23 protein-coding genes, 1 tRNA gene and 2 pseudogenes are annotated in these 26058 nt (G+C 62.0%); 11 read left to right on the top strand and 15 right to left on the bottom strand.

Annotated features, from left to right (window positions below; translation table 11 throughout):
- Positions 1-59 precede the first annotated feature (59 nt).
- Both NKI20_RS08870 and NKI20_RS08865 read right to left on the bottom strand, forming a co-directional pair.
- The gene (locus tag NKI20_RS08870) at positions 60-359 is read right to left on the bottom strand and encodes a DUF1236 domain-containing protein (RefSeq protein WP_352728056.1); all 300 of its coding nucleotides are present in this window, start codon (positions 357-359) and stop codon (positions 60-62) included.
- 627 nt (positions 360-986) lie between these two features.
- Positions 987-1973 (bottom strand): TerC family protein, encoded by a 987-nt coding sequence (locus tag NKI20_RS08865; protein ID WP_352728058.1) that lies wholly within the window; start codon positions 1971-1973, stop codon positions 987-989.
- Between the two features lie 459 nt (positions 1974-2432).
- On the opposite strand from NKI20_RS08865, the gene NKI20_RS08860 reads away from it, so the two are divergent.
- On the top strand, positions 2433-3053 hold the full coding sequence (locus NKI20_RS08860) for a hypothetical protein (RefSeq protein ID WP_352829908.1): 621 nt from the start codon (positions 2433-2435) through the stop codon (positions 3051-3053).
- 173 nt (positions 3054-3226) lie between these two features.
- On the opposite strand, the gene NKI20_RS08855 is transcribed toward NKI20_RS08860, so the two are convergent.
- Positions 3227-3303 (bottom strand) — tRNA-Pro (locus tag NKI20_RS08855).
- Between the two features lie 199 nt (positions 3304-3502).
- Between NKI20_RS08855 and NKI20_RS08850 the strand changes: the two are divergent.
- Both NKI20_RS08850 and NKI20_RS08845 read left to right on the top strand, forming a co-directional pair.
- Positions 3503-3810: pseudogene (locus NKI20_RS08850) on the top strand (phosphomannomutase/phosphoglucomutase); the annotation flags it as partial.
- Between the two features lie 7 nt (positions 3811-3817).
- Positions 3818-4013, top strand: a pseudogene (locus tag NKI20_RS08845) (hypothetical protein); the annotation flags it as partial.
- A gap of 6 nt (positions 4014-4019) precedes the next feature.
- Here the strand turns inward: NKI20_RS08845 and betB are convergent.
- The 5 genes from betB to betI form a co-directional block, all read right to left on the bottom strand.
- On the bottom strand, positions 4020-5483 hold the full coding sequence (gene betB, locus NKI20_RS08840; RefSeq protein ID WP_352829907.1) for a betaine-aldehyde dehydrogenase: 1464 nt from the start codon (positions 5481-5483) through the stop codon (positions 4020-4022).
- Positions 5484-5564: 81 nt separating this feature from the next.
- Positions 5565-7217, bottom strand: a complete 1653-nt coding sequence (gene betA / locus NKI20_RS08835; RefSeq protein ID WP_352829906.1) for a choline dehydrogenase — start codon at positions 7215-7217, stop codon at positions 5565-5567.
- Entirely contained in the window at positions 7210-8211 is a 1002-nt protein-coding gene (locus tag NKI20_RS08830; RefSeq protein ID WP_352829950.1) for a threonine/serine dehydratase family protein, read from the bottom strand. Before NKI20_RS08830 ends, betA begins: the two co-directional genes overlap by 8 nt.
- Positions 8211-9740 (bottom strand): choline-sulfatase, encoded by a 1530-nt coding sequence (gene betC, locus NKI20_RS08825; protein ID WP_352829904.1) that lies wholly within the window; start codon positions 9738-9740, stop codon positions 8211-8213. Before betC ends, NKI20_RS08830 begins: the two co-directional genes overlap by 1 nt.
- Positions 9737-10327 carry a choline-binding transcriptional repressor BetI gene (gene betI / locus NKI20_RS08820; RefSeq protein WP_352728070.1) on the bottom strand — a complete coding sequence of 197 codons (591 nt, stop codon included), beginning with the start codon at positions 10325-10327 and terminating at the stop codon, positions 9737-9739. Before betI ends, betC begins: the two co-directional genes overlap by 4 nt.
- 201 nt (positions 10328-10528) lie before the next feature.
- On the opposite strand from betI, the gene NKI20_RS08815 reads away from it, so the two are divergent.
- Together NKI20_RS08815 and NKI20_RS08810 are read left to right on the top strand one after the other, a co-directional pair.
- Positions 10529-11695 (top strand): acetyl-CoA acetyltransferase, encoded by a 1167-nt coding sequence (locus NKI20_RS08815; protein ID WP_352606685.1) that lies wholly within the window; start codon positions 10529-10531, stop codon positions 11693-11695.
- A 28-nt stretch (positions 11696-11723) separates the two neighbouring features.
- Positions 11724-12728 carry an asparaginase gene (locus NKI20_RS08810; protein ID WP_352829902.1) on the top strand — a complete coding sequence of 335 codons (1005 nt, stop codon included), beginning with the start codon at positions 11724-11726 and terminating at the stop codon, positions 12726-12728.
- An 8-nt stretch (positions 12729-12736) separates the two neighbouring features.
- Here the strand turns inward: NKI20_RS08810 and NKI20_RS08805 are convergent, their stop codons facing one another.
- Positions 12737-14113, bottom strand: a complete 1377-nt coding sequence (locus NKI20_RS08805; protein ID WP_352829900.1) for a TIGR03808 family TAT-translocated repetitive protein — start codon at positions 14111-14113, stop codon at positions 12737-12739.
- A 120-nt stretch (positions 14114-14233) separates the two neighbouring features.
- Between NKI20_RS08805 and greA the strand changes: the two genes are divergently transcribed.
- Positions 14234-14707 (top strand): transcription elongation factor GreA, encoded by a 474-nt coding sequence (gene greA / locus NKI20_RS08800; protein WP_023760505.1) that lies wholly within the window; start codon positions 14234-14236, stop codon positions 14705-14707.
- Here the strand turns inward: greA and NKI20_RS08795 are convergent.
- The 4 genes from NKI20_RS08795 to NKI20_RS08780 form a co-directional block, all read right to left on the bottom strand.
- Positions 14704-15093 carry a type II toxin-antitoxin system death-on-curing family toxin gene (locus NKI20_RS08795; RefSeq protein WP_352829898.1) on the bottom strand — a complete coding sequence of 130 codons (390 nt, stop codon included), beginning with the start codon at positions 15091-15093 and terminating at the stop codon, positions 14704-14706. The genes greA and NKI20_RS08795 overlap by 4 nt on opposite strands.
- Positions 15090-15311, bottom strand: a complete 222-nt coding sequence (locus tag NKI20_RS08790; RefSeq protein WP_140643466.1) for an AbrB/MazE/SpoVT family DNA-binding domain-containing protein — start codon at positions 15309-15311, stop codon at positions 15090-15092. The genes NKI20_RS08795 and NKI20_RS08790 overlap by 4 nt, the downstream gene beginning before the upstream one ends.
- 72 nt (positions 15312-15383) lie before the next feature.
- Positions 15384-17504 (bottom strand): methylmalonyl-CoA mutase, encoded by a 2121-nt coding sequence (gene scpA, locus NKI20_RS08785; protein ID WP_352829895.1) that lies wholly within the window; start codon positions 17502-17504, stop codon positions 15384-15386.
- A complete protein-coding gene (locus NKI20_RS08780; RefSeq protein WP_352829893.1) occupies positions 17501-18943 on the bottom strand; it encodes a methylmalonyl-CoA mutase subunit beta in 1443 nt (480 codons plus the stop codon). Before NKI20_RS08780 ends, scpA begins: the two co-directional genes overlap by 4 nt.
- A 332-nt stretch (positions 18944-19275) precedes the next feature.
- On the opposite strand from NKI20_RS08780, the gene NKI20_RS08775 reads away from it, so the two are divergent.
- Positions 19276-20823 (top strand): helicase HerA-like C-terminal domain-containing protein, encoded by a 1548-nt coding sequence (locus tag NKI20_RS08775; protein ID WP_352829891.1) that lies wholly within the window; start codon positions 19276-19278, stop codon positions 20821-20823.
- A 35-nt stretch (positions 20824-20858) separates the two neighbouring features.
- Here NKI20_RS08775 and NKI20_RS08770 read toward each other — a convergent pair whose 3' ends face one another.
- Together NKI20_RS08770 and NKI20_RS08765 are read right to left on the bottom strand one after the other, a co-directional pair.
- Positions 20859-21683, bottom strand: coding sequence for a L,D-transpeptidase (locus NKI20_RS08770; protein ID WP_352606700.1), 825 nt, complete (start codon positions 21681-21683; stop codon positions 20859-20861).
- A gap of 174 nt (positions 21684-21857) precedes the next feature.
- Positions 21858-22520 carry a haloacid dehalogenase type II gene (locus NKI20_RS08765; protein ID WP_352606702.1) on the bottom strand — a complete coding sequence of 221 codons (663 nt, stop codon included), beginning with the start codon at positions 22518-22520 and terminating at the stop codon, positions 21858-21860.
- A gap of 155 nt (positions 22521-22675) precedes the next feature.
- On the opposite strand from NKI20_RS08765, the gene NKI20_RS08760 reads away from it, so the two are divergent.
- The 4 genes from NKI20_RS08760 to NKI20_RS08745 all read left to right on the top strand — a co-directional run bounded on the left by NKI20_RS08760 (position 22676) and on the right by NKI20_RS08745 (position 25970).
- Positions 22676-23554, top strand: coding sequence for a branched-chain amino acid aminotransferase (locus NKI20_RS08760; protein WP_023760496.1), 879 nt, complete (start codon positions 22676-22678; stop codon positions 23552-23554).
- 107 nt (positions 23555-23661) lie between these two features.
- Positions 23662-24264, top strand: a complete 603-nt coding sequence (locus tag NKI20_RS08755) for a superoxide dismutase (RefSeq protein WP_023760495.1) — start codon at positions 23662-23664, stop codon at positions 24262-24264.
- Positions 24265-24572: 308 nt separating this feature from the next.
- Positions 24573-25010, top strand: coding sequence for a c-type cytochrome (locus NKI20_RS08750; protein WP_023760494.1), 438 nt, complete (start codon positions 24573-24575; stop codon positions 25008-25010).
- Positions 25011-25019: 9 nt separating this feature from the next.
- A complete protein-coding gene (locus tag NKI20_RS08745) occupies positions 25020-25970 on the top strand; it encodes a cytochrome c (RefSeq protein WP_352728087.1) in 951 nt (316 codons plus the stop codon).
- The last annotated feature ends 88 nt before the right edge of the window (positions 25971-26058 follow it).

Here is a 26058-nt window from a genome sequence, read left to right as displayed (position 1 = left end):
GTTTTGCTGCGAAGCCCGTGGCCCCAAAGGGCGGCGGGCTTCAGCCGACAGCGGCTGGTTCAGTCGATGATCTTGATGATCTTGTGGGTACCCGGATCCACGACAACTGTTCGGTTGTCGATCACTGTGTAGCGGTATTTGACGTTGGGGACTTCGTGAAGCTCGACCGTTTCGGGCAGCGCTGTTCCAACATTGAGTTCCACACCGGGAAGTTTCACCGAAGCGAGGGGCTGCTTCTTCACATATTCACGGATGACTGTTTCCTGCTCGGGCTGGAGGATGATGTCCTCGGCTGCGGCTGCTCCGATACCTGCAAGCAACAGAAGCGCCGCCGCCGCGGTGGTAAGATGCATTTTCATGAATTCCTCCTTTGCAAACCGACGCAGCACAACATCGTCTGCGCCAATCACTCGAACTTGGGGCAGGTGCAAACGTTCCCGGGGCTGGGCTTCGGTCGGGCGGAGCAGGGGACTTAAGTCTGATCGCAAAAGGCAATGGTCTTACCAAGGGCGTAGCCCGGAACGGCCGCTGTTTGCGGTCGTTGTCCGCTGCAAGTTGTGGGAGGAAACCGATGGAGAAGAGCGTTGGCCAGGCGCGCTGGTTGCTCGCACCAGTCTTCGCGATGGCCATCACCTTGATGGCTATTGGACTAGCCCTTGGCTGATCGTCCAGGAGATGACCCATGAAGATTTGCACATCGGCGCAGCTACGTCCCTTCCTGCAGCCGATAGGGTTCGCTCGCCGGGTAGTAATCCTGGTGAGCGAACTCTCTTTTCCATCCGCGACCGAGCATTTTGGTTCCTTTCGAGTGAAGGAGGCCAAGGGCCGTCGTCGGCGTCGCTGACATGTTCCAACCAGTCCACGACCTTGCCGTCCTTTGACCTCCTGGAGGGGTCATGGCGGTCAGCCGCATCCGGAGCAAGAACGGCGCCGGTCTGTACCTCCTCGTCGTTGCGTCGACCGACGGACAGGGTCGACTCCCCCGTTCACGCGGACCGCCGCTGCTGATCCCTGGTCTTGAGAAGACTCCAGACCACGCCGGCGGCGATGATCGCAAACGTAATGCCGAGCGAGAAGGCGGCCGGGAACTTTTCAAGGCCAAGGAGATCGGCGACGAAGATCTTCGAGCCGATGAAGACCAGGACGATAGCGAGCGCGGGCTTCAGATAACGGAAGCGGTGGATCATCGCCGCAAGCGCGAAATAGAGGGCGCGAAGGCCGAGGATCGCAAAGACGTTCGAGGTGTAGACGATGAATGGGTCTGTCGTGATCGCGAAAATGGCAGGGACGGAATCCACGGCGAAGATGACGTCGGCCACCTCGACCATCACCAGGGCCATGAAGAGCGGGGTGATGAACCAACTCGCCTGGCCTGTTCCGGGATTTGTCTTTTTGACGAAAAACCGCTGTCCGTGGTGCTCTTCGGTGACCCTAAAGCGATTGCGCATGAAGCGGAAGAGGACGTTCTTGGACAGGTCGGGTTCTGCCTCCTTGACGATCAGCATCTTGATGCCGGTGATGATCAGGAACGCGGCGAAGATATAAAGAACCCAAGCGAACTCGGCGACCAGCATCGCGCCGACACCGATCATAATGGCACGCAGCACCATGACGCCGAGGACGCCCCAGAAGAGCACCCGGTGTTGGTAGATGCGCGGCACAGCAAAGAATGAGAATATCAGGGCAATTACGAAGATGTTGTCGAGCGCCAGCGTCTTTTCGACGACGAAGCCTGTCAGATAGGCGAGGCCGGCGTCGGCGCCGAGATACCACCATACCCAGCCACCGAAGGCGAGCCCGAGCGCGACATAGAGGGCAGAAAGCATCACGCTTTCGCGGACGCCAATTTCCTTGTCCTGCCTGTGAAGAATTCCAAGGTCGAATGACAGAATAGCGATAACGAGGACAAAAAAGCTCGACCACATCCAGAGCGGTGTCCCGAGCCATTCGATGAACAAGAATGAGAAACTCAAGGGCAATCCCCTGTCAGCACGGCTGTCAGAAAATCGGTCCGACATCGTAAGAGTGCCGAGGCTCTCACCAGAGGGGCCCGGACCAGCGGGTTGGTAACCCACTTGGGAACTCATTTCTGGCGGTCAAGGGCCCGGCGGGACTTTTGCTGGGGCCGGAAGAGTACGGCCTGGAGTTCAACTGGGGTTTTGCCATGAGGCTGGTCCGACGGGCTAAAGCCCTGCGTCGGAGCAAGATGCGCGTTTTTCATCTGACCAGATCCCTTAGGTGGCGCTGGCAAAAGGGGAATCCGATTTGGTGAGCTGACCTGCATTTCGGAAAGAAAGGCTTGCCCAAACAATGGGTAGAGCTCCATCCAATTCCTGGATCAGGGAACTTGCTTCTTCCCGTGAAATACCGGAAGAAAGATGATCGACTGAGGATTGATTCGGAGCTTGCGAATGCGCGGGGTGCGAGCGGCTGTGGCTGCACTGGTCCTGACCTGTTCCATCACTTCCGCTCTCGCCGACAATTCTCCCTTCATCTATATTGCTACCGAAGATCCTTTCACCGTCGGTCAACCGGCGAAGAACGACGTGTATTTTTTTGGCGGCGTTTTTGCGGCCGGATCATTTGGGAACACAATCAACGTATTCGGCGCCGACTATACGAATAACTACATAATCGGCGCTGCCTACGGCCGCGACTTCGTCGATATGGGCGCTGGTTTCGTTCTTGGCGGTGTGACCGGGGCTGCCGTAAGATTTGGCGAGGACGACGACACGTCAGGAGAAGTTTGGGCCGGGGTTAGGGTTCGTCACCAGGGCCTTGTCATCGGCGATCTGGCGATTGCGCCCGCAGTGACGGCCGGTTTGAGTGCGGTCACGGGCACCACCGAGATCGAACGCGAACGCGAAATCTATTACGATGGCGACGCGTCTTTGCTTGGTTTCATCGGCGCGGAGCTTTCCTTCAGGTTAAGGCAAGCTCCCAATGTCGAGCTTGTCTATCAACTCCACCACAGATCCGGCGCCGGTGGTACGTTTGGAAATATGGGAGAGGGTTCCAACGCGAATACTGTTGGGGTTCGTTATCGCTTCTAGCTGACGCCTCAACGCCCCCGACACTCTGGACCGGCGCACCTTCACAGCCTTCGTTGGCGAAGCACGACCCCGATCGGGTGGCACACGTCGCCAGGCCGGCAGAACTCAGAGCGCCGGCAGGTCTCGCGCTGTGGGGTATCGGGAGAAACAAATACCTAAGTATCTGTTTTTTCTGGTCGGAGTGGCAGGATTTGAACCTGCGACCCCCTCGTCCCGAACGAGGTGCGCTACCAGGCTGCGCTACACTCCGTGACCAGACCGCGGGCTTATAACCGCCACACCTCGTTCCTGCAAGCGGCAATGGCAGCACTTCTGTCGCATTTCATCTCTTTCGTCGGGCATTTCCGCAAAGCTCGGATTTCGGTCCGCGATAAACGTGGCTTAAAGCCTTGCGTCCTAAGCCGCGGGCCCCGATATCAGTACTTTTCCGCCTCTTGGAATTTCCGGTCTTGCCCTTCAGGATCGTTGGCGACGCCTGGCCCAACAGTTTCGAATTCGAGACCGAAGCGCTGATCAAGGCGCCCGGCTTTCGCGAATACGTTGCGCGCTGGTGGTTCGGCCATCCCGCTCCACGCTACCACCGGAGCTCAATCTGATCGGGCCCGGCCACTCGGCATGGGGCTTGGCACGCTGATTCGCCGTCCCGGCGCAGGACCCGATATCGTCACCGGGCATGACCTCCGCTCCAACTTGCTGTCGTTCAAGCGGGCGCTGATGTCGGGCTGGGGCTGCCGGCGCGCGGATCCGTCGCAATGGTCACGGCCGCGCTAGACGGTTCGGGTGGCGCCGACCTCAAGCCGGAAATCGAGGCACGCGTTGGTCGCCTGTTCCGCTGGCACATAGACCCGGCGCCGCTCGGCCGGTGGATCGACCGCATCGACGAGTGTGGCCGCTATCTTCTATCATCTGGTCTGTGTGCTGACGCAGTATCTGGACAGCACAGCTGAAAAACCCGCGTAGATCGGCTCAATACGGGCTCGCCACGTCGCCGGTCTCGACATAGATCGACTTCAGCTGCGAATAGAGCGCCAGTGCCGCCAGCGAGTTCTCGCGTCCGATGCCGGACTGCTTGAAGCCGCCGAACGGGATTTCCACGGGTGTCAGATTGTAGGCGTTGATCCAGCAGGTGCCGGCCTGCAGCTCGGCAATGACGCGGTGGGCGCGCGGCAGGTCGCGGGTGAAGACACCGGCGGCGAGGCCGAATTCGGTGTCGTTGGCGCGGTCGACCACTTCGTCCTCGCCGTCGAATTTCAGCACGCTCATCACCGGCCCGAATATCTCCTCGCGGGCGATGCGCATCGTGTCGGTGACGCCGGTGAACACGGTCGGCTCGACGAAGAAGCCGCCCTGGAAACCCTGCAAAGAAGGCACGTTGCCGCCGCAAGCGAGTGTCGCGCCGTCCTGCTTGCCGATTTCGATATAGCCGACCACCTTGTCGTGCTGCGCCTTGGAGACCAGCGGCCCCATCTGGGTTTCGGGATCGAGTGGGTCGCCGATGCGGATTTTCTTCGTCCGCTCGACAAGGCGTTCGACGAAGCGGTCGTGGATGCCGCTTTGCACGAAAACCCGCGTACCGTTGGAGCAGATCTGCCCGGTCGAATAGAAATTGCCGAGCATGGCGCCGCCAATGGCATTCTCGATATCGGCATCGTCGAAGACGATCAGCGGTGACTTGCCGCCGAGCTCCATCGTCGCGTGCTTCATCTTCGAGCCGGCGAGCGACAGCACCTTGCGGCCGGTCGGCACCGAGCCGGTCACCGAAACCTTGGCGACGACATCGTGGCCGACGAGCCCGGCGCCGACATCGCCATAGCCCTGCACGACGTTGAACAAACCGTCGGGCAGGCCGGCCTCGCTGTAGATCTCGGCCAGCGCCAGTGCCGACAGCGGGGTGTTTTCCGACGGCTTGAACACCATCGCGTTGCCCATGGCGAGCGCAGGTGCCGATTTCCAGCCGGCGATCTGGATCGGGTAGTTCCAGGCGCCGATGCCGACGCAGACACCCAGCGCCTCGCGCCTTGTGTAGGCGAAGGGCCCGCCGAGATCGACCGACTCGCCATTGTAGGCGGCAACCGCACCGCCGAAATATTCGAGGCAGTCGGCCGCCGACGGGGCGTCCGCCACCAGCGTCTCCTGGATTGCCTTGCCGGTGTCCAGGGTCTCGATGCGGGCGAGGTCGGCGTTGCGGGCGCGCAGGATATCGGACGCGCGGCGCAGGATGCGCCCGCGCTCCACCGGCTTCAGCCGCGCCCAGGCGGGCTGCGCTGCCCGCGCTGCCTCGACGGCGAGTTCCAGCACGTTCGGCGTCGCCGAGCGCAGCATGGCGATGGTCTCACCGGTCGCCGGATAGATGACCGGCAGCGGCGCGCCGCCTTCGTCCTCGATGTAGCGTCCGTTGACATAGTGCGATGCCGTGGGCTGGGCGCGCATGGGAGGTCTCCAAATGGTCTGCGCCCCCCAATGGGTGGCTCATGCTATCGAGGCAGCTCGATCTGTCGGTTGGATCATGCTCTATCTGTCCGACGCCTGCCAGCGCGGATTGATCCATGGTTCCTGGTTGGACGGCGCCAGCGGCGTGCGGCCAAGGATGTGGTCGGAAGCCTTCTCGCCGGTCATGATCGACGGCGCGTTGAGGTTACCATTGGTGACACGCGGGAAGATCGAGGAATCGGCGACCCGCAAGCCGTCGACACCGATGACCCGGCACTCCGGATCGACCACGCTCATCATGTCGTCGGCGCGGCCCATCTTGCAGGTGCCGCAGGGATGATAAGCGCTCTCGGCGTGGTCGCGAATGAAGACGTCGAGATCATCGTCCGATTGCACCTGGCTGCCCGGCGAGATTTCCTGGCCACGATAGGGATCGAAAGCCGACTGGCCGAAGATTTCGCGCGTCAGCCGGATGCAGTGGCGGAACTCCGTCCAGTCGTCGGGATGCGACATGTAATTGAAGCGGATCACCGGCTTCGATTTCGGGTCCGGCGAACGCAGCGTCACCGAGCCGCGCGACTTCGACCGCATCGGCCCGACATGCGCCTGGAAGCCGTGCGATTTGGCCGCTGCCTTGCCGTCATAGCGGACCGCGGCCGGAATGAAGTGGTACTGAATATCGGGGTAGTCGACGCCGGCGCGCGAGCGCACGAAGGCGGCCGCCTCGAAATGGTTGGTTGCGCCAAGCCCGGTCTTGAAAAACAGCCATTGCGCGCCGATGCGCGCCTTGGAGAACGGGTTGAGCACCGAATTAAGCGTGATCGGCAGCAAGGATTGCTGCTGGATATAAAGCTCCATGTGGTCCTGCAAATTGCGGCCGACGCCAGGCCGGTCGGCCAGCACTGGAATGCCGTTCTCGCGCAAATGCTCGGCCGGGCCGATGCCCGAAAGCATCAGGATCTTGGGTGAGTTGATCGACGATGCGGCGACGATCACCTCGCGTCGCGCCTTAACGACCTGAACCTGTTTGTGAGCTTCGATCTCGACACCGATGGCGCGTTGATTCTCGATGATCACCCGCCGCGCAAAGCCCTTGACGAGACTCACATTTTTGCGCCCGAGCGCCGGCTTCAGATAGGCCGATGCCGCCGACCAGCGGCGGCCGCCGCTGATGGTTTGCTCCATCGGCCCAAAACCTTCTTGCTTGGAACCGTTGTAGTCGTCGGTCAGTTCGAACCCGGCCTGGCGGCCGGCCTCGACAAAGGCGTCGTAGAGCGGATTGCGGCGCGAACCGCGCTGAACGTGCAGCGGCCCGCCGTGACCGCGCCAGCCATCCTCGCCGCCGTCGGAGTCCTCCATGCGCTTGAAATAGGGGAGCACATCGGCAAACCCCCAGCCGGCCGCACCCTCTTCGGCCCAATGGTCGAAGTCGCGCGCATGGCCGCGCACATAGACCATGCCGTTGATCGAGGACGAGCCGCCGATCACCTTGCCGCGTGGCGTTGCCAGCACGCGGCCGCCGAGATGCGGCTCCGGCTCGCTGGCAAAGCCCCAGTCGTAGAGGCTCATGTTGAGCGGGATCGACAGCGCCGACGGCATCTGGATCAGCGGCCCGATATCACTGCCGCCGAACTCGATGACGATGACCGAATGCTTGCCGTCCTCGGACAGCCGATAGGCCATGGCCGAGCCGGCCGAACCGGAGCCGATGATAACAAAATCCGCTTCAAGCATGGTTCATATGCGCCATAAAATCGGCGAGCGAGACATTGCCGCCGGTAGCCACAACAAGGACGGTCTTGTCCTTCACATCGACCTTGCCGCCGAGCAGTGCCGCCAGCGATGCCGCGCCCGATGGTTCGAGCACCAGCTTCATGCGCTCGAAGGCGATCCGCATGGCGCGCCGCACCGATTGATCATCGACGGTGATGCCGCGAACGCCGGCTGTCTTGACCGCCGCGAACGGCGCGTCGCCCGGCCGTCGCGACATCAGCCCATCGCAGATCGACTTCGGCCCGATCGGCATGGTCTCGATGCTGCCATGCGCCAGCGACGCGCCCATGCCATTGAAACCTTCCGGCTCGACGCCGATGATTTCAGTGGCGGGCGACAGATAGTGGAAGGCGAGCGAAACGCCACCGATCAACCCGCCGCCACCGACCGAGCAGAACAAGACGTCGGCGCTGGCACCCTTGGCCTCAAGCTGGTCGAGCGCTTCGAGGCCGGCACCCGCCTGGCCGGCGACAATCTCCGGATCGTCGAACGGATGCAGCAGGGCCAGACCTTCGGTCTCGGCGATCTCGCGCGCCTTGGCGGCGGCAACCTCTTCTCGCGCGCGCTCGCCGTGGTCGGTCAGCACGACGCGGGCGCCATAGCCCGCCGTTGCGTCGCGCTTGGCGGCTGGTGCGTCGATTGGCATGACGATGGTGACGGGAATGCCAAGCGCCTGGCCGGCAGCAGCCAGCCCTTGCGCGAAGTTGCCGGAGGAGTAGGCGACGACGCCTTCCTTGGCTTCATCGGGCGAAAGCTGCTTCAGACGCCAGTAGGCGCCACGCACCTTGAACGAGCCTGCCCATTGCAGCGATTCCGGCTTGATGAAAACACGAGCGGCACCGGTTTCTCTGGCCAGTGCCGCGGATTCCAGCAGCGGCGTGATCTGCGTCGCCTGGGAGGTAACGGCATAGGCCTGTCTAAGGTGATCGAGGGAGGGGACGAGCGCTGTTGTCATCATTCGCCCCGCGGATACCTTTTGCTCTCTTCGAGATTGTCGAGGTTCATGTGGTTTCGCATGAACCGCTCCGAAGCCTTCTGCAGGGGCTGGAAATCCCAGGGGTAATAAGCGCCGTTGCGCAGCGCCGGATAGACCACCCAGCGACGCGCCTGGCTTTCGCGCACGGCGGCGTCGAAGCCGGCCATGTCCCAGCGCGCCCGGATCTTGTCCATGAACGCCACCACCAGGCCGGCGTGGACGGGATCGTCGGCCAGGTTGTTTCGCTCGAGCGGATCGGCTTCGAGATCGAACAGTTGAGGCGGATCGAGCTCGCAATGGACGAATTTGTATCTGCCGTCGCGGATTGCAACGAGTGGCGCGGAAGAACCTTCGGCGGCATACTCCATCAAGACAGGTGCGGTGCGCTGCCCGCCATTGGCGAGCGGCAGCAGCGACTGGCCGTCGGTCCACGGCGCGATCGCGGCGATGTCGATGCCGGCGAGGTCGCAAAGCGTCGGTGTCACGTCAAGATTGGAAACCGGCGCCTCGATCAACCCGGCCGGAACGCCCTTGCCGGCAATCATCAGCGGCACCCGTGCCGAGCCCTCGAAGAAGCTCATCTTGAACCACAGGCCCCGCTCGCCGAGCATGTCGCCATGGTCCGAGCAGAACAGGATGATTGTGTCGTCGAGCATGCGCGTGCGCTCAAGGACGTCCAGGAGCTCGCCGAGCTTGTCGTCGACATAGGAGATATTGGCGAAATAGCCGCGCCGCGAACGCCGCACCTGTTCCGGCGTGATCTCGAATGAGGGATAGTCGCTGGCGTGGTACAGCCGCCGGGAATGCGCATCCTGCTCGTCATCCGCGATGAACCCGGTTTCCGGGTCCAGCGCCTGGCAATGCTCATAGAGATCCCAATACTGCTTGCGCGCGACGTATGGATCGTGCGGGTGCGACAGCGAGACGGTGAGACACCAGGGCCGGTGGTTCGCATCGTCCTGTTCGCGCGCAAGCTGATAGAGCTTTTGCGTGGCGAGGAACACGACCTCGTCGTCATATTCCATCTGGTTGGTCGTCTCGGCGACGCCGGCGCCCGTGACCGAACCAAGATTGTGGTACCACCATTCGATGCGCTCGCCGGGCTTGCGGTAATCCGGCGTCCAGCCGAAATCGGCCGGGTAGATGTCAGTGGTCAGCCGCTCCTCGAAACCGTGTAGCTGATCCGGCCCGACGAAATGCATCTTGCCCGACAGGCAGGTGTAGTAGCCGGCTGCGCGAAGATGATGGGCGAAGGTCGGGATCGATGAGGCGAATTCAGCCGCATTGTCATAGACACCAGTGCGCGACGGTAATTGCCCGCTCATGAACGAGGCACGGCCCGGCGCGCAGAGCGGCGACGCCGTGTAGTTGTTGGCAAAGCGCGCCGAACGTGCGGCCAAGGCTTTCAGGTGCGGTACGTGCAGAAACTCTGCCGGGCCGTCCGGAAACAGGGTCCCGTTGAGCTGATCGACCATGACGATCAGGAAATTGGGTCGCTTCGTTGTCACTGTTTGCGCCGCTCGCCAAGTTTGGTTTCGAGATAGTCTTCGACCAGCGCAATGGCGGTCGCAGCATCAGGCAAGCCGTCCTTCAGCGCCCGCCTGATGTAGAGCCCGTCGATCATCGCCGCCGTCGCTTCGGCGACGCGGTCGGCTTCGGCTCTGGGCAAGATCCCGGTCAGACCGCTCATCAGGTTCGAATGGAGCCGCCGCGCGTAGACCCTGAGCAGCCGGCGCAAGGCTGATGACTTCTGTGCCTCGACATAGAAGGCAAGCCAGGAGGCGATGGTTTGCGGCTGAAACTGAATGTCGGAGAAGTTGACGGCGACCACCGCCGAGACGCGTTCGCGCGGTGTGCCGGCCGAACCAAGGGCGCGCAACGTGTCGGCGGTCAGCTCGGCCAGGATATGGCGCATCGTCGCCAGCATTAGCTCGTCCTTGGCGCCGAAATAATGATGGGCAAGGGCCGATGAAACGCCGGCGCGCCCGGCAATCTCAGACATGGTCACGTCGAGCGAGCCACGCTCGCCGATCGCCGAGATCGTCGCGTTGATCAGCGCCTTGCGGCGCAGCGGTTCCATTCCGACTTTCGGCATTTCGCTATGATCCTTTGAAACAGGATTATTTTTTATTGACGGGTCAATCAACAAAAAAATCGACACTGGTTTCGTTTGTACCAAGCGATTGTCGGCTTGCAGCCCTTCACGAAGCGGGCAGGACTGTTTATCTTTGAACAATAAATGCGAGGTGCGCCTTGAGCCCACATGCTAGGCTGGCGCTAAAGAATGGAGGCCGCCATGACCGCATGCATCGTTGGCTGGGCGCATTCGCGCTTCGGCAAGCTCGAGGGCGAAACGCTCGAAAACCTCATCGTCAAAGTGGCAACGGACGCGCTCGACCATGCCGGCATCGGTCCTGACGAGGTCGACGAGATCGTGCTCGGCCATTTCAACGCCGGTTTTTCGGCGCAGGATTTCACCGCCAGCCTGGTGCTTCAGGCGGACGACCGGCTGCGCTTCAAGCCGGCGACGCGCGTCGAAAACGCTTGCGCCACAGGCTCGGCGGCGGTCCGGCAAGGCATCCGCGCCATCGACGCCAATGCTGCCCGCATCGTGCTGGTGGTCGGCGCCGAGCAGATGACGACGACGCCCGGGCCGGAGATCGGCAAGAACCTGCTCAAGGCCTCCTATCTGCCCGAGGATGGCGACACCCCTGCGGGTTTCGCCGGTGTCTTCGGCAAGATCGCGCAGGCCTATTTCCAGCGCTATGGCGACCAGTCGGACGCACTCGCCATGATCGCCGCCAAGAACCACAAGAACGGTGTCGACAATCCCTATGCGCAGATGCGCAAGGATTTTGGCTATGAGTTCTGCCGCCAGGAAAGCGAAAAGAACCCTTTCGTTGCCGGTCCCCTGAAGCGCACCGACTGCTCGCTGGTCTCCGACGGCGCCGCCGCCCTTGTCCTCGCCGACACCGCGACGGCACTGAAGATGCGCCGCGCCGTTGCCTTCCGCGCCAACGAACATGTGCAGGATTTCCTGCCGATGTCGAAGCGCGACATCCTGACCTTCGAAGGCTGCGAACAGGCTTGGAACCGGGCGCTGAAATCGGCCGGTGTGACGCTCGACGATCTCTCCTTCGTCGAAACGCATGACTGCTTCACCATTGCCGAACTGATCGAATACGAGGCGATGGGTCTGGCCAAGCCGGGAGAGGGCGCCAGACTGGCGCTGGACGGCACAACGGCCAAGGATGGCCGCCTGCCGGTCAATCCGTCCGGCGGGTTGAAGGCCAAGGGCCACCCGATCGGCGCCACAGGCGTGTCCATGCATGTCTTGACCGCCATGCAGCTTGTCGGCGAGGCCGGCGGTATCCAGGTGCCCGGTGCAAAACTCGGCGGCATCTTCAATATGGGCGGTGCGGCGGTCGCCAACTACGTTTCAATATTGGACCGGATCAGGTAGAAGCAGCCCGTATTTTTGCGGGGTAGCCATGACAAATCCGGTTCTGATCGAAGTGTTGCGCGGCGCGCTCGTCGAGAGCGCGCATCGTGGCGCGGTCGCCGTCTTCGATGCCGATGGCAAACCGGTTTGGGAGATTGGCGACACGGCCAAGCCGGTGTTTCCGCGCTCCGCGGTCAAGGCGATCCAGGCATTGCCGCTGGTCGAAAGCGGCGCGGCCGACGCCTATGGCTTCGGCAACCGCGAACTGGCGCTCGCCTGCGCGTCCCATTCGGGCGAGCCGGCGCATGTCGAACTGGCGCGATCGATGCTGGCCAAGGCCGGGCTGGACGTCTCGGCACTCGAATGCGGCACGCATTGGCCGTCCAATCATGACGCCGAGATCGCACTCGCCCGCGCCGGCGGCTCGCCGAACGCATTGCATAACAATTGCTCCGGCAAGCATTCCGGTTTCCTCTGCACATGCGTCCACGCCGGCATTGCGCACCGCGGTTATGTCAAGCCGGGGCACGGCCTGCAGGAGATGGTGCGAGACGCCATGCAGGCGGTGACGGGCGCTGTCCATGGCGCGGACGAGCGGGCGATCGATGGCTGCTCGATCCCGACCTATGCGGTGCCGCTCCGGAGCTTCGCGCTCGGCTTTGCCCGCATGGCAACGACAAATGGTTTTGGTCCCGAGCGAGCCAAGGCCGCGAAGCGCCTGCTGGCTGCCTGCATGGCCGAGCCCTTTTTCGTTGCCGGCACCGGCCGCGAAGATGTCGCACTCATGGAGGCCGCACCAGGGCGGATTTTTACGAAAGGCGGCGCCGAAGGCGTCTATTGTGCCGCAATTCCGGAACTTGGTCTCGGCATTGCACTCAAATGCGATGATGGCGCCGGCCGCGCCGGCGAAGCCATGGTTGCCGCCGTTCTTGCCAAACTGCTGCGCGCCGACGAGGCCCTGGTGTCAAAGCTGAGCGTACTGGCAAACGTGCCCATCAAAAGCCGGAACGGTGCCAAGGTCGGGGCGCTGAGGCCCACCGGGGCCTTGAATTAAACCGGCCCTCAACTGACGTGATTGCGCTCGACGGTCAGATGCGCATATCCGCTATCGTTTGACGAGGCGAGATCGCCTGTCGCCGGCTCGGACCAGCGCTGGCCAACAACGGCGCCGTTCAGCGCGCTGTCGATGACATTGTCTGAAATGACCGCCGTGCCGGCGCCCTCGACCACGGACACGACGATGCCGGTTCCAACCTTGCGAATGATGTTGCCAGTGGCGACGACATTGCGCAGATACGGCCCCCAGCCGATCTGCATGCCGTAGAGCGGCGCGTTCTCGATGACGTTGTTGGAAACGGTGGTGTCGGCCTCGACGCCAATGCCGACGCCGAATCCAGGCGAGTCGGCGGGGTAGGGACCGCTGGTCGACAGATTGCGTACGATGTTGCCCGAACAGACGCCCATCCGCCCGCCTTCGTTGAAATTCACGATCGAGATGCCGTTGGCGGCTCCATCGACGATGTTGTTGCTGATGATGGCGCCTTCGAACGAGAACTCGGAGTAAACGGCTGTTTCGCCGGAACGCGAGCAGGTATTGCCCGATATCTGCAGATTGCTGGCGCTGTTGGCGCGGATCGCCGAGAAGGCGCAGTCGGAGACGATATTGCCTGAAATGACTACATTGCCGGCCCGGAAAGCATTGATGCCATTGCCGTTCTGACCGGTCCCGCCGCTGCGCGCCTGGACCCGTTCGACGCGGTTGCCGGTGACGATGGTGCCGTCTTCCGCCGCCTGCCAGCGGTGCACGAGAATGCCGCCATTGGCGCAGTCGGAGACTGTGTTGCCCGTGATCGTCAGCCCGCCGGCCTCGACCGAATAGATGCCGGCATCGGCAGCCCCCGATATCTCCGAGCGTTCGACACGCCCCGTCGCGTGTTCCAGCGCCAGTGCGTTCTTGCCGCTGCCGGTGATCTGGCAATTGTCGATGACCAGATGCGCGACCCGGCGCAGATCGAGCAGCCCTTGCGCATGATCGCCCATCGAGCGGTTTGCGCCGTCGAAGACCAGCCCGCCGAGTTCGATATGGTCGGCCTGCTCGGCCATGAACAGGTGACCGTCGCCGCCATAGACGATGCGCGTTGCGCCCGGCACGCCGGAAAGACGCACGCGGCTAGGCAGCGAGAGGTTGGATACGACATAGGTGCCCGGCGGCAGGAACACCGGCATGTCGCGATCGTTTGCGTCGCGCAGCAGCTTGGCGAAGGCCTTGCTCTGATCGTCGAGGGTGCCGGGCTGCACGCCAAGTTCCGTGGCATTGATCGAACCGCGCATAGAGGCTTTCTCGATGCCAGTCAGGCTGGCGGCGGCCGCCTTGCCAAGCGAGAGGCCGACGACGGCAAAGCCGGCGGTTCCGATCAGCAGCGTTCGTCTGTTCAACATCGGCACAGGTCCTGGCTTTTGACCCTTGCACCGCAGGAATCGTGCCAGCCGGTCCGCCTCTCCGGTCGAGGGCAACGACATTCGCTTGTCGAGCAGCCTTTCCGCGCCTAAGTTCAGGGAATGAGCAGAGCTTTCACTCGCGAGGAAGACAGCGAAAACGCCATTGCCGGCGTCGGTGAGCGACCGATCAGCCACCACCGCAATCTGGTGACGGAGCGCGGCCTGGCGCAGATCGAGGACAATCTTTCCGATTTGCGCGATATACTGGCGAAAGCCGAAAGGAAGGCAGACCGCGAGCGCATCGCGTTGGTGTCACGCGACCTACGCTACTGGACCGCCCGGCGTGAAAGCGCCGAACTCTCCGTGCCGGAACCGGGCAGCGACCTTGTACGCTTCGGCATGGGCGTCACGCTTGAGGGCGATGACGGCAGGAAGGTGCACTGGAAAATCGTCGGCGAGGATGAGGCGGATCCGGCAAAGGGCACGATTTCGCACGTATCGCCGATGGCCGTCGCTCTGTTCGGCAAGAAAGTCGGCGACGTAGCCGTGGTCAACGGCAAGGAATGGGAAATCGTCAAGCTTTCCGACAGCTAGTCTTCGAGCTTGACGACATGGTCCCGGAAGAACGCTGCAGCGCCCGCTTCATCGATTTCGCCTGAAGCGACTGCCATGACGAATTCGTAGAGTGTGCCGTTATCGGCTGTCAGGACATGGCCGTTCACAATCAAAAATGCGCCGGCGGCCACGATGGCGGTACGCTTGTTGCCGTCGACAAAGGCATGATTCCGGGCAATACCAAAGACATAGGCGGCAGCGAGATCCTCGATCGCCGGATCCCCATAGTTCGCCTTATTTTCATCGCGTGAAAGCGCTGATTCGAGAGCGTTCTCGTCTCTCAAACCTTGTGCCCCGCCATGCCTGCGCAACTGCTCGGCATGCATCGCTTCGACCGCGCGTCGGGTCAGGAACTCCCAGCTCATTCCGCGAGCTTCTGAAGAGCGACCTTGTATTTGTCCATGACCTTGCGAGCAGCTTCCATCTGCCGTTCGAAACTGTCGTCCACCGGCTCAAGAGCAATACCCTTGTCCGTTTCGACGATCTGAAGCTGATCGCCTGCCTTCATGTTCAGACGATCGAGCAGCTCCTTGGGCAGGATCACGCCTTCGGAATTACCGATCTTGCGAATGGTCGTGTTCATGATGGGTCATCCTGTTGCAATCTCGATTATAACGCAATCGCCCGTGTTGCAACAGTTATTATAACAAGGCTATCAAGCGGAAAGCAGCCGGTCCAGCAAGCGATCCGCTGCTTCCGGAATGACCGTGCCCGGCGGGAATATCTCAGCCGCGCCTGCTTTCAGCACCGCGTCATAGTCCTGTGGAGGGATGACACCGCCGACGACGATCAGCATGTCGCCGCGGCCGAGCTTCTTCAGCGAGTCGTGTAGCTCGGGGATCAGCGTCAGATGCCCTGCAGCCAGCGACGAGGCGCCGACGATGTGGACGTCCTGTGCGACCGCCAGCCTGGCGATCTCATCGGGTGTCTGGAACATCGCTCCGACGGTGACGTCGAAGCCGAGATCGGCGAAGGCCGTGGCGATAACCTTCTGCCCACGATCGTGGCCGTCCTGTCCCATCTTGGCGACGAGTATACGCGGCTTGCCCCCAGTTCTCTTCTCGAAGGCCTCAAGCTTCTCCTGCAGCCCGTCGACAACGGGATGATCGCCAAGGGCTTTGCGATAGACGCCAGAAATGGTCTGCACCGTAGCGACATGGCGCCCAAAGGCTCTTTCCAACGCGAATGAAATCTCGCCTACCGTGGCATTGGCTCGCGCGGCCCGGATGGCGAACTCCAGAAGGTTTTCGTTGCCCCGTGCGGCACGGGTCAGTGCATCGAGTGCGGTTTCGACGGCGGCGACGTCGCGCGTGCCCTTCAGACGTTGCAACTTCGACAATTGCCTGGCCCTGACCTCGGCATTGTCGATCTTCAGCACGTCGACCTCGATGTCCGTCTCGGGACGATAGGCATTGACGCCAACCAGCATCTGTTCGCCGGAATCAATGCGTGCCTGCGTGCGCGCTGCCGCTTCCTCTATGCGCAGCTTGGGAATGCCCTGTTCGGTCGCGGCGGCCATGCCGCCGAGCGCCTCGACCTCCTCGATGTGGGCAAGCGCGCGGGCCGCCAGGTCATGCGTCAGCCGTTCGAGATAGGCCGAGCCGCCCCATGGATCGATAACGCGTGTCGTGCCGGATTCCTTTTGCAGAATGAGCTGCGTGTTGCGGGCTATCCGTGCCGAGTGGTCGGTCGGCAGCGCCATCGCCTCGTCGAAGGAATTGGTGTGCAGCGACTGTGTATGTCCCTGCGTCGCCGCCATCGCCTCGATCATGGTGCGTATGATGTTGTTGTAGGGATCCTGCGCCGTCAGCGACCAGCCCGAAGTCTGGCAATGGGTGCGCAGCGACAGCGAGCGCTCGTCCTTGGGCAAGAAGTTCTTCTTCATCAGGGTCGCCCAAAGCAGGCGCGCGGCCCGCAGTTTGGCGACTTCCATAAAGAAGTTCATGCCGATCGCCCAGAAGAAGGACAGACGCGGCGCGAAGCGGTCGATATCGAGGCCCGCTGCAACGCCGGCGCGGGCATATTCGATGCCGTCGGCGATCGTGTAGGCAAGCTCCAGGTCGGCTGTCGCGCCGGCCTCCTGCATGTGATAGCCGGAGATCGATATCGAATTGAACTTCGGCATGTTCTTCGACGTGTAGGAGAAGATGTCCGAAACGATCCGCATCGAGGGTTTCGGCGGATAAATATAGGTGTTGCGGACCATGAACTCCTTCAGGATGTCGTTCTGAATGGTTCCGGCAAGATCCTTCTGCGCAACGCCCTGTTCTTCCGCCGCGACGATGTAGAGCGCCATGATCGGCAGCACCGCGCCGTTCATCGTCATCGACACCGTCATCTCGCCGAGCGGAATGCCGTCGAACAGTTGCCGCATGTCGAGGATGGAATCGATGGCTACCCCCGCCATGCCGACGTCACCGGCAACGCGTGGATGGTCGCTGTCATAGCCGCGATGCGTGGCAAGATCGAAGGCGACCGACAGCCCCTTCTGGCCGGCGGCAAGATTGCGCCGGTAAAACGCGTTGGACTCTTCGGCCGTCGAGAAGCCGGCATATTGCCGGATGGTCCAGGGCTGCTGGATATACATGGTCGGGTAGGGGCCGCGCACGAAAGGCGGCAGCCCCGGATAGGTGTCGAGATGCGGCAACCCCTTGAGATCGCTTTGATTGTACAGATGCTTGGCGACAAGTCCTTCCGGCGTCGTCCGCTGGCCCTTGACCTCGACGGGTGCGCGGGATGGCGGGACCCAATCGATCTGGCTGAAATCGGGGATCAAGAGGCGGCTCCGATGGATTGGTCGATGCGGACCGGAAACAGCGGCTCACAGACGGCAACGCCTTCGGTGAAGGCAGGCCGCCGTTCCGCCGCCAGCGTCTCGACCGGACGTTCACCTTTCAGCGGGTAGAGCGTGGTGCCGATGATGACCCGCTCGCCTGCCTGGTAGGCTGCATTGCGCTGCGCTGCCGCGGCGTGAACACGCTTCTGGATAAGCCCCTCCTGAAGGCTGGACAAGACGCCGCCCTCGGCTTCGATTGTTTGCAATTGCGCCCAGGCCATCTCGCAGAGTTCGTTGGTCAGCGCTTCGACCGCGCCGGAACCATAGGCAGGATCGGCGACGTGATCGATATGGCTTTCATTCGCCATGATCAGCTGCGTGTTGCGGGCGACACGACGGGCAAAACCCGCCGGCAAGCCATGCGCGATCGTGTGCGGCAGGATCGAGATCGAATCGGCGCCTCCGGATGCCGCGGCAAAGCAGGCAATTGTGGTGCGCAGGATGTTGGTCTCCGGATCCATCGCTGTCATCATCCGAAACGACGTCTCGGCATGGATGTTGGCCGTGGAACTGGGGATCGAGCAGGTCTCCTGCACCCGCGCCCAGAGCCTGCGCAGTGCCCGCACCTTGGCCATTGACAGCAACTGGTCCTGGTCGACGCTCAGTGCAAAGCCGATATGCGGCGCGGCATAGACAAGCGGCTGCCGCGCCGTCTCGAACATTCTGAGATAGGATATCGCCGAAGCCAGCATGATGCCAAGCTCCTGCGCTTCCGTCGCACCGGCATTGTGGAACACACGTCCGTCCGCTTCCAGCAGCACGCCCGGAACGCCCATCGAGAAGAAATGCGCCAGCGACTGCGGCATCGAAGCCTGCAACGCCTCGATCGACATGCGCAGCCGGCCGGTTCCGGCGAAGATCGCCGCCGGATCGATGCCGAAGGAGAGGTTGAGTTTTGCCGGGTCTGACCGGCGCTTGCTCAGGAACGCCACCAGCCAGTCGGCCACGGCGCGGCTCCAGGGATGGGCGTCGATGCGAACCTGGACGCGGTTGAGCGGTACGCCGTCCAATACCGTCTCCAGTGCTTCCGCCGTTCTCGGCAGGCCGTAGCCGAACGCGTTCGGCGCCCCTTCGAAGACAAGTGACAATCCCGTGGCGCCTTGGGCTACGTCGTCCAGAGCCTGGGTTCTGGCGCGCTCGATATCCGGATCGTCGATGCGCTGGCTGACGATCCACGGCGATTTCGGGTTTGCGCGCACGGTCGGTTCTGCCGCTGTGCTGCGGTCGTAGAGCGGTTCGATGCGGATGTTGTCGTCGGTATGCGAGACCAGCTTCTCTTCGAAGGATGCGCCGGCGAGTGCCTTTTCCGCCAAGGCTCGCCATCGCTGGCGCTCGGCGTTCTCTGGTTCGACATCCCTGGTCAGGGCTTCGGCGGCCATCCGTCTTCCTCGCTTTATGCGCCCGCACCAGCCTGGAGCGGTTCAGTCTACGGTCCTCGGTTCGATATCGCAATCCAATGCGTTTTCAGCGGCCGAATTCGATCCAAAAGATATAGGTCGGCCCACGTGCACGAACCATGAACGATTGCCAAACACCGGCAAAATCCGCAAGCTTCAAAAAATCGATTGGAGGGTTCCCGCGATTGAACGATTGCCACGACTTGGACGAATGGTTCCAACTTGAACGAATGGCATTGTCGCTGTGCAACGGCCTGACTATACCTGCGGCAAGGCACTGGCTTTGAACACATCAGTTTGCGGAGACCGGACATATGGCTGACGACACCAGTATTTTCATCGGCGCCAGCCGCAAGCCCGACGACAGCTATCAGCGTGCCGAGCAGTTGTTGCTGCAATATGGCAATCGTCATGGCCTGGTGACCGGCGCCACCGGTACCGGCAAGACCGTCACCTTGCAGATCCTGGCCGAAGGTTTTTCCAACGCCGGCGTGCCGGTGTTCTGCGCCGACATCAAGGGTGACCTGTCCGGCATCGCGATGATGGGTACGGCGCAGGATTTTCTCGTCAAGCGGGCCGAACAGGTCAAGCTCGACCCCTATGACTTCCAGGAATTCCCCGTCATTTTCTGGGATCTATTCGGCGAACAGGGTCATCCTATCCGCGCCACGGTTTCGGAAATGGGGCCGTTGCTTCTGTCGCGCCTGATGAACCTGACCGAGGCGCAGGAAGGGATCATGAACATCGCCTTCCGCCTGGCGGACGAGGAAGGCCTGCTGCTGCTCGATATGAAGGATCTGCAGGCGCTTTTGGCCAACATCGCCGAGCGCGCCGAGGAGATCGGCTCGCGTTACGGCAATGTGACGAAGCCATCGGTCGGGGCTATCCAGCGAACGCTGCTGGTCCTGGAGCAGCAGGGCGCGGCAAACTTCTTCGGCGAGCCGGCACTGCGCATCGCCGACATCATGCGCACCACCCGCGACGGGCGCGGCGCCATCAGCGTGCTTGCCGCCGACAAGCTGATGATGAATCCACGGCTTTACGCGACCTTCCTGTTGTGGCTGATGTCGGAGCTGTTCGAGGTGCTGCCGGAAGTCGGCGATCCGGACAAGCCGAAGCTGGTGTTCTTCTTCGACGAGGCGCATCTTCTGTTCGACGAAGCACCCAAAGTGCTGGTCGATCGCGTCGAGCAAGTGGTCAGGTTGATCCGCTCGAAAGGCGTCGGCGTCTATTTCGTCACACAAAACCCTTTGGATATCCCTGAAAAGGTTCTCGCCCAGCTCGGCAATCGCGTACAGCACGCGCTGCGCGCCTATACGCCGCGCGAGCAGCAGGCGGTGAAGACGGCGGCCGAGACGTTCCGGCCTAATCCAGATTTCGATTGCATGACCGCCATCACTCAGCTCGCCACAGGCGAGGCGCTGGTCTCGACGCTGGAAGCCAAGGGGATTCCGTCGATGGTGCAGCGGACACTGATCCGCCCGCCATCGTCGCGGCTTGGGCCCATCACTGTGGCCGAGCGCCAGAAGCTGATCCAGGAAAGCCCGGTCGCCGGCCAGTACGATCAGGTCGTCGATCGCGAATCGGCCTTCGAGATGCTGCAAAAAAAGGCCAAGGATGCGCAGGATGCCGAGGAGCAGGCGCAGCAGGCCGGCAGCGGTCGCTCGCGCTGGACCATTCCGGGCTTCGGCAACGACGAGTCCGCGCCGCAATCCGGTGGCAGGCGCTCGCCTGCACCGCGCCCGTCCAACCGCCAGACGGTGGCCGAGGCGGCGATCAAGTCGGTGGTTCGATCCGTCGGCTCGTCAGTCGGTCGGGCAATCGTTCGCGGCATCCTGGGCAGCCTGTCGCGGGGGCGTTAGGACTGGAGGCAGCGGCGTTGCCGCCGCCAGTCGGATCAGAAGATCGAGTTGGTGATCTCTTTCAGAGGCCCGAGCAGGATCGATCCTTCCGGCACGCCGGCGTCGATCGGGATTGCCCGGCGATTCGCAGTCGCCACCACTGGCTGGCTGGCATCGCTGGTGACGACAACTGGTGTCTTCGAGGGCACGCGATCATAGAGATCGATGATATCCTGGTTCATCAGGCGTACGCAGCCTGACGAGACGGACTTGCCGATCGACCGCCATTCCGGCGAGCCGTGCAGGCGGTAAAGCGTGTCCACGTTGCCCTGGAAGAGATAGAGCGCGCGTGCGCCGAGCGGGTTCTTCAACCCGCCGGGCATGCCGCCATTTTCGGCGCTGTATGGTTTCAATTCCGGCTGCCGGGCAATCATTTCATCCGGCGGCGTCCATTTCGGCCACTTCTGCTTCCACTGGACGACGGCATCGCCGGACCATTCGAAACCGGCGCGGCCTAGGCCGACACCATAACGGATTGCCTGGCCCCCCGGGCGAACCAGGTAGAGGAAATGGCCGGTGGTATCGACGACGATCGTTCCCGGCTTCTGGCCGGTCGGATCGGGAACGATCTGGCGCAGGAACTGCGGATCGATCCTGTCGAACGGGATCGCCGGCAAATCGAAGCCGCCATCACTGACCGCGCCGTACATTGTCACATAGTCGGCTAGCGGCGGCTCGACATAGGCTGGCGGCGGTGGCTCGACCGGCCCCGGTCCGGTGGTCGCGCATGCGGAAACCGCGATCGAAGCAGCGCCTAAGGCTGCGGCGTTGAGAAAGCCGCGACGGCTCAGGCGATAGGATTCGATTTCGATTTTGGACATGTTTGCCTTCTTTAAGTCTCAAATCGCAACAAAGCGTCAATGCGCCGATCGCTGCGCGGGTGCCTGACAACACCTGGGGCGATAGGCAGTTCCGATTCTGGCCGGAAGGTGGACAAACCAAGGCGAAGCTGTGACTGCGTTGCCACTGTGGCGACAGGGACACATGCGCGCGTCTCAGCTGCCTGGAACCAAAGCTTCGAGCGACGGCAGGATCAGGGTCGGTGGCAAGTCCCGGTACTCTTCCGGCTGGTCGGAGCGATTGATCCAGACCGTGCGAAAACCGAATTTGGTGGCGCCTGCGATATCCCAGCGATTGGAGGACTGGAAGGAAACCGCGCCCGGGTAGAGGCGCCAGCCGGTCGCGACCATGTCATAGACCGCCGGATCGGTCTTGAAGCGCTGGACCGCGTCGACGGAATAGATGTCGTCCAGGACCTGGTCGAGCGCGGCGGACTTGACCGCTGCCTGGAGCATTTCGGGTGAGCCATTGGACAGGATCGCCAGCCTCGCTCCCGAAGCCTTGAGCGCCTTGAGCACGGCCGGCACTTCCGGATAGCAATCCAGCCGCCAGTAGGCATCCAGCAAGATCGCCTTGAGGCTGGGATCGGCCGAGGGAACCTTGCGCAGGGCGAAATCGAGCGCCTGTTCGGTCAACTGCCAGAAATCGGCATAGGCACCCATAAGCGAGCGCACCCAGGAATATTCGAGTTGCTTGGCACGCCAGATCTCGGACAACAATTGACCGTCCGGCCCGATCCGATCGGCATGACGGCGTACGGCGGCATGCACGTCGAACAGCGTGCCATAGGCGTCGAAGACATAGGCGGCGTATTGCATGAAGACAGTTTTGAGGGCAGGCGCGACAAGGTGCAAGCTTTGATTGCACGGCGCCCCGTCGCTGGCCTCAACAAAACTATTCAATGCCGGTTGACGGCGCCCGCCAAAGCATCTTCCAATGGCTCCCACGAGACCGATTGAGGCGGGACAACACGATGACACTGGCGGCTGCGGCGCAATCCACGACATGGACTTTCGTCGATGGTGATTGGCACGAGGGCAATGTCGCCATTCTGGGGCCGCGAAGCCACGCGATGTGGCTCGGCACCAGCGTGTTCGACGGAGGCCGCTGGTTCGAAGGCGTCGCCCCGGACCTCGAGCTTCATGCCGCCAGGGTGAATTCTTCGGCGATTGCACTCGGCCTCAAGCCGTCGATGAGCGCCGACAAGATCGTCGGGCTGACATGGGATGGGTTGAAGAAGTTCGACGGCAGGACGGCGGTCTACATCAGGCCGATGTACTGGGCCGAGCATGGCGGCTACATGGGCGTGCCGGCCGATCCCGCCTCGACCCGCTTCTGCCTTTGCCTCTATGAGTCGCCCATGATCCCGCCGACCGGCTTTTCGGTGACCGTGTCGCCGTTCCGGCGCCCGACCATCGAAACCATGCCGACCAATGCCAAGGCCGGCTGCCTCTACCCCAACAACGGCCGTGCCATTCTCGAGGCCAAGATGCGCGGCTTCGACAACGCAATGGTGCTCGACATGCTGGGCAACGTCGCCGAAACCGGAACATCGAACATCTTCCTGGTCAAGGACGGCCACGTGCTGACGCCGGCACCGAATGGCACCTTCCTGTCCGGCATCACCCGCTCGCGCACGATGACTCTGCTTGGCGAATATGGCTTCAAGACCACCGAAAAGACGCTGTCGGTGCGCGACTTCCTCGAAGCGGACGAGATCTTCTCGACCGGAAATCATTCCAAGGTGGTGCCGATCACGCGTATCGAGGATCGCAATCTGCAGCCCGGGCCGGTGGCCAAGAAGGCGCGCGAACTCTATTGGGAATGGGCGCATTCGACTTCCGCCGTCTGAGCGGATAAAAAGGCGATCGGCGCTCCATTCCGGAGTTGCCCCAACCCATTCCAGACCTATCTTAGTCCGGTATCGACACCGGATTTTTCCACGAGGGAGTACTGTCCATGGCTTTTGAATTGCCCGCTCTGCCCTACGACTACGAGGCCTTGCAGCCTTACATGTCGAAAGAGACGCTGGAATATCACCACGATAAGCACCACAAGGCGTATGTCGACAACGGCAACAAACTCGCTGTCGAGGCCGGCCTGGGCGATCTGTCGGTCGAAGAGGTGGTCAAGCAGTCGTTCGGCAAGAATGCCGGTCTCTTCAACAATGCCGCTCAGCACTACAACCACATCCATTTCTGGAAGTGGATGAAGAAGGGCGGCGGCGGCAGCAAGCTGCCGGGCGCCCTGCAGAACGCGTTCGATAGCGACCTCGGTGGCTACGACAAGTTCAAGGCCGACTTCATTGCCGCCGGCACGACGCAGTTCGGCTCGGGCTGGGCCTGGGTTTCAGTCAAGGACGGCAAGCTGGCGATCTCAAAGACGCCGAATGGCGAGAACCCGCTCGTCCATGGCGCGTCTCCGATCCTCGGCGTCGATGTCTGGGAACACTCCTATTACATCGATTATCGCAACGCCCGGCCGAAATATCTCGAGGCGTTCGTCGACAGCCTGATCAACTGGGATCACGTGCTGGAATTGTACGAAAAGGCTCGCGCATAACCCCGAAAATCGGATTCGATTTTCAAAAAAGGATCATGCGCAAAATCAAAGTGTTGCAGCGTCCTTTGCACGCCTGAGAAGGCGCGCGGATGGCCTGATCGATCCCCAGAAAGACCCAGCAATCTGAACTGACCCCCGAAAGTTGGAGATCAACCTTCGGGGGTTTTCACATCCCGAGGGCCCTTCTTTACGGGGTCGCGGCCCCTGGCGATCAGGTTCGGCAAAAACGTCCGCGACGAGGGGAATATTCCACTCGCCGCATCCGTTAACGTCCTGTCCTGAAATGCCTTCATCACGGAGCCAAATGAATGAGAAAGCTTGTTATCGCCATCTCTATGCTTGCACTCGCGGCATCGGCGGCGTTTGCCGACCCGATACTTGATCGCCAGGGTTTGATGAAGGAGCGTGGAAAGATCGCCGGCGGCCTCGCGAAAGTGGTCAAGGGCGAGGAGCCGTTTGATGCGGCGGCCGTGCTGACACAACTTCAGGCGCTGCAGGCGAATGCCGAGAAATTCGATGCCGATGTGCTGTTCCCGGCAGGCAGCGATACTGGCGACACGACAGCGGCGCCGAAGATCTGGGAAGACATGGCCGGTTTCAAGTCGACCGAGGACAAATATCTCGCCGACATCAAGGCAGCGACCGCCACCGCTCCCGCCGACATCGATACGCTGAAGACGCAGTTTGACGCGATCACTTCCAATTGCGGCACCTGCCACAAGACCTATCGGGTGAAAAAGAGCTGATAGCGGGCGATGCCCTGGCTGAGAAAACTCGTCGGCGCCCTGGTCATTCTGGGAGCAGTCGGCGCGGTCGCCGGGTGGCTGCTGTCGGCGCCGGTGAGGCTCGACGGTGAGACGCTGGCCAAGCTGGGGCCCGGCGACGCGGTCAAGGGCAAGCGCATCTTTTACGCCGGCGGTTGTACTTCCTGCCACGCAAAACCGGGCTCGCAAGGGGATGCCCGGCTTCAACTCGTGGGTGGTCTCGCACTCAAGACGCCGTTCGGAACCTTCGTACCGCCCAACATTTCGCAAGATCCCAAGGACGGCATCGGCGCCTGGTCGGTCGAGGACCTCGCCAACGCCATGCTGAAGGGCGTCTCGCCCTCGGGCGAGCATTTCTATCCGGCATTTCCCTATGCATCCTACGCGCGCATGAACCCGGCTGACATTGCCGACCTCTACGCCTTCCTGAAGACGTTGCCTGCCGTCGCCGGCAAGGCGCCCGCGAATTCGCTCGGTTTCCCTTTCAACATTCGTCGCGGTATCGGCCTGTGGAAACTGCTCTACCTCCGTGACCAGCCTGTCGTTGCATTTCCCGACGGTACGGCTGGCCCGGTGATGGCCGGCCGCTACTTGGTCGAGGGGCCAGGCCACTGCGGCGAATGTCACACGCCGCGCGACTTTGCCGGCGGCACGAAAAAGAGCGAGTGGCTGGCCGGCGCCGTGGCTGCCGAAGGCAAGGGCGTCGTGCCCAACATCACATCGGGGGAGGGCGGCATTGGCGATTGGTCGGGAGCCGACATCGCCAACTATCTCGAAACCGGCTTCACGCCTGACTTCGATTCCGTTGGCGGCGCCATGGTCGACGTGCAGCGCAACATTGCCCAACTAACGGCGGAGGACCGTGCGGCGATCGCCGCCTATCTCAAGGCAATCCCGCCGCATCCAAATGGCTATCCGGCGCGCAAGAAGACGGCGAACTGAACTGATGCATGTCGCTCAACGTGCACAGCGGTCTTGACCGACATGCACAAAAACCAAGAACCAATGCGCGTCGTTTGACTCCGTACAA

It is taken from the genome of Mesorhizobium sp. M0830 (assembly GCF_040319965.1).
Taxonomy (GTDB): Bacteria; Pseudomonadota; Alphaproteobacteria; order Rhizobiales; family Rhizobiaceae; genus Mesorhizobium.
The sequence above is the reverse complement of the archived record's forward strand: the minus strand, read 5'-3'. Positions and strand labels throughout refer to the sequence as shown.

Coding starts and splice junctions, on each gene's coding strand:
- NKI20_RS08795 (WP_352829898.1), bottom strand. CDS start 15,093: ATGAGCTGGGAGTTCCTGACCCGACGCGCGGTCGAAGCGATGCATGCC.
- NKI20_RS08770 (WP_352606700.1), bottom strand. CDS start 21,683: ATGTCCAAAATCGAAATCGAATCCTATCGCCTGAGCCGTCGCGGCTTT.
- NKI20_RS08745 (WP_352728087.1), top strand. CDS start 25,020: ATGCCCTGGCTGAGAAAACTCGTCGGCGCCCTGGTCATTCTGGGAGCA.
- NKI20_RS08780 (WP_352829893.1), bottom strand. CDS start 18,943: ATGGCCGCCGAAGCCCTGACCAGGGATGTCGAACCAGAGAACGCCGAG.
- NKI20_RS08775 (WP_352829891.1), top strand. CDS start 19,276: ATGGCTGACGACACCAGTATTTTCATCGGCGCCAGCCGCAAGCCCGAC.
- NKI20_RS08810 (WP_352829902.1), top strand. CDS start 11,724: ATGACAAATCCGGTTCTGATCGAAGTGTTGCGCGGCGCGCTCGTCGAG.
- NKI20_RS08870 (WP_352728056.1), bottom strand. CDS start 359: ATGAAAATGCATCTTACCACCGCGGCGGCGGCGCTTCTGTTGCTTGCA.
- NKI20_RS08760 (WP_023760496.1), top strand. CDS start 22,676: ATGACACTGGCGGCTGCGGCGCAATCCACGACATGGACTTTCGTCGAT.
- NKI20_RS08830 (WP_352829950.1), bottom strand. CDS start 8,211: ATGACAACAGCGCTCGTCCCCTCCCTCGATCACCTTAGACAGGCCTAT.
- betA (WP_352829906.1), bottom strand. CDS start 7,217: ATGCTTGAAGCGGATTTTGTTATCATCGGCTCCGGTTCGGCCGGCTCG.
- NKI20_RS08755 (WP_023760495.1), top strand. CDS start 23,662: ATGGCTTTTGAATTGCCCGCTCTGCCCTACGACTACGAGGCCTTGCAG.
- NKI20_RS08805 (WP_352829900.1), bottom strand. CDS start 14,113: ATGTTGAACAGACGAACGCTGCTGATCGGAACCGCCGGCTTTGCCGTC.
- betI (WP_352728070.1), bottom strand. CDS start 10,327: ATGCCGAAAGTCGGAATGGAACCGCTGCGCCGCAAGGCGCTGATCAAC.
- greA (WP_023760505.1), top strand. CDS start 14,234: ATGAGCAGAGCTTTCACTCGCGAGGAAGACAGCGAAAACGCCATTGCC.
- NKI20_RS08790 (WP_140643466.1), bottom strand. CDS start 15,311: ATGAACACGACCATTCGCAAGATCGGTAATTCCGAAGGCGTGATCCTG.
- NKI20_RS08815 (WP_352606685.1), top strand. CDS start 10,529: ATGACCGCATGCATCGTTGGCTGGGCGCATTCGCGCTTCGGCAAGCTC.
- NKI20_RS08765 (WP_352606702.1), bottom strand. CDS start 22,520: ATGCAATACGCCGCCTATGTCTTCGACGCCTATGGCACGCTGTTCGAC.
- betB (WP_352829907.1), bottom strand. CDS start 5,483: ATGCGCGCCCAGCCCACGGCATCGCACTATGTCAACGGACGCTACATC.
- NKI20_RS08750 (WP_023760494.1), top strand. CDS start 24,573: ATGAGAAAGCTTGTTATCGCCATCTCTATGCTTGCACTCGCGGCATCG.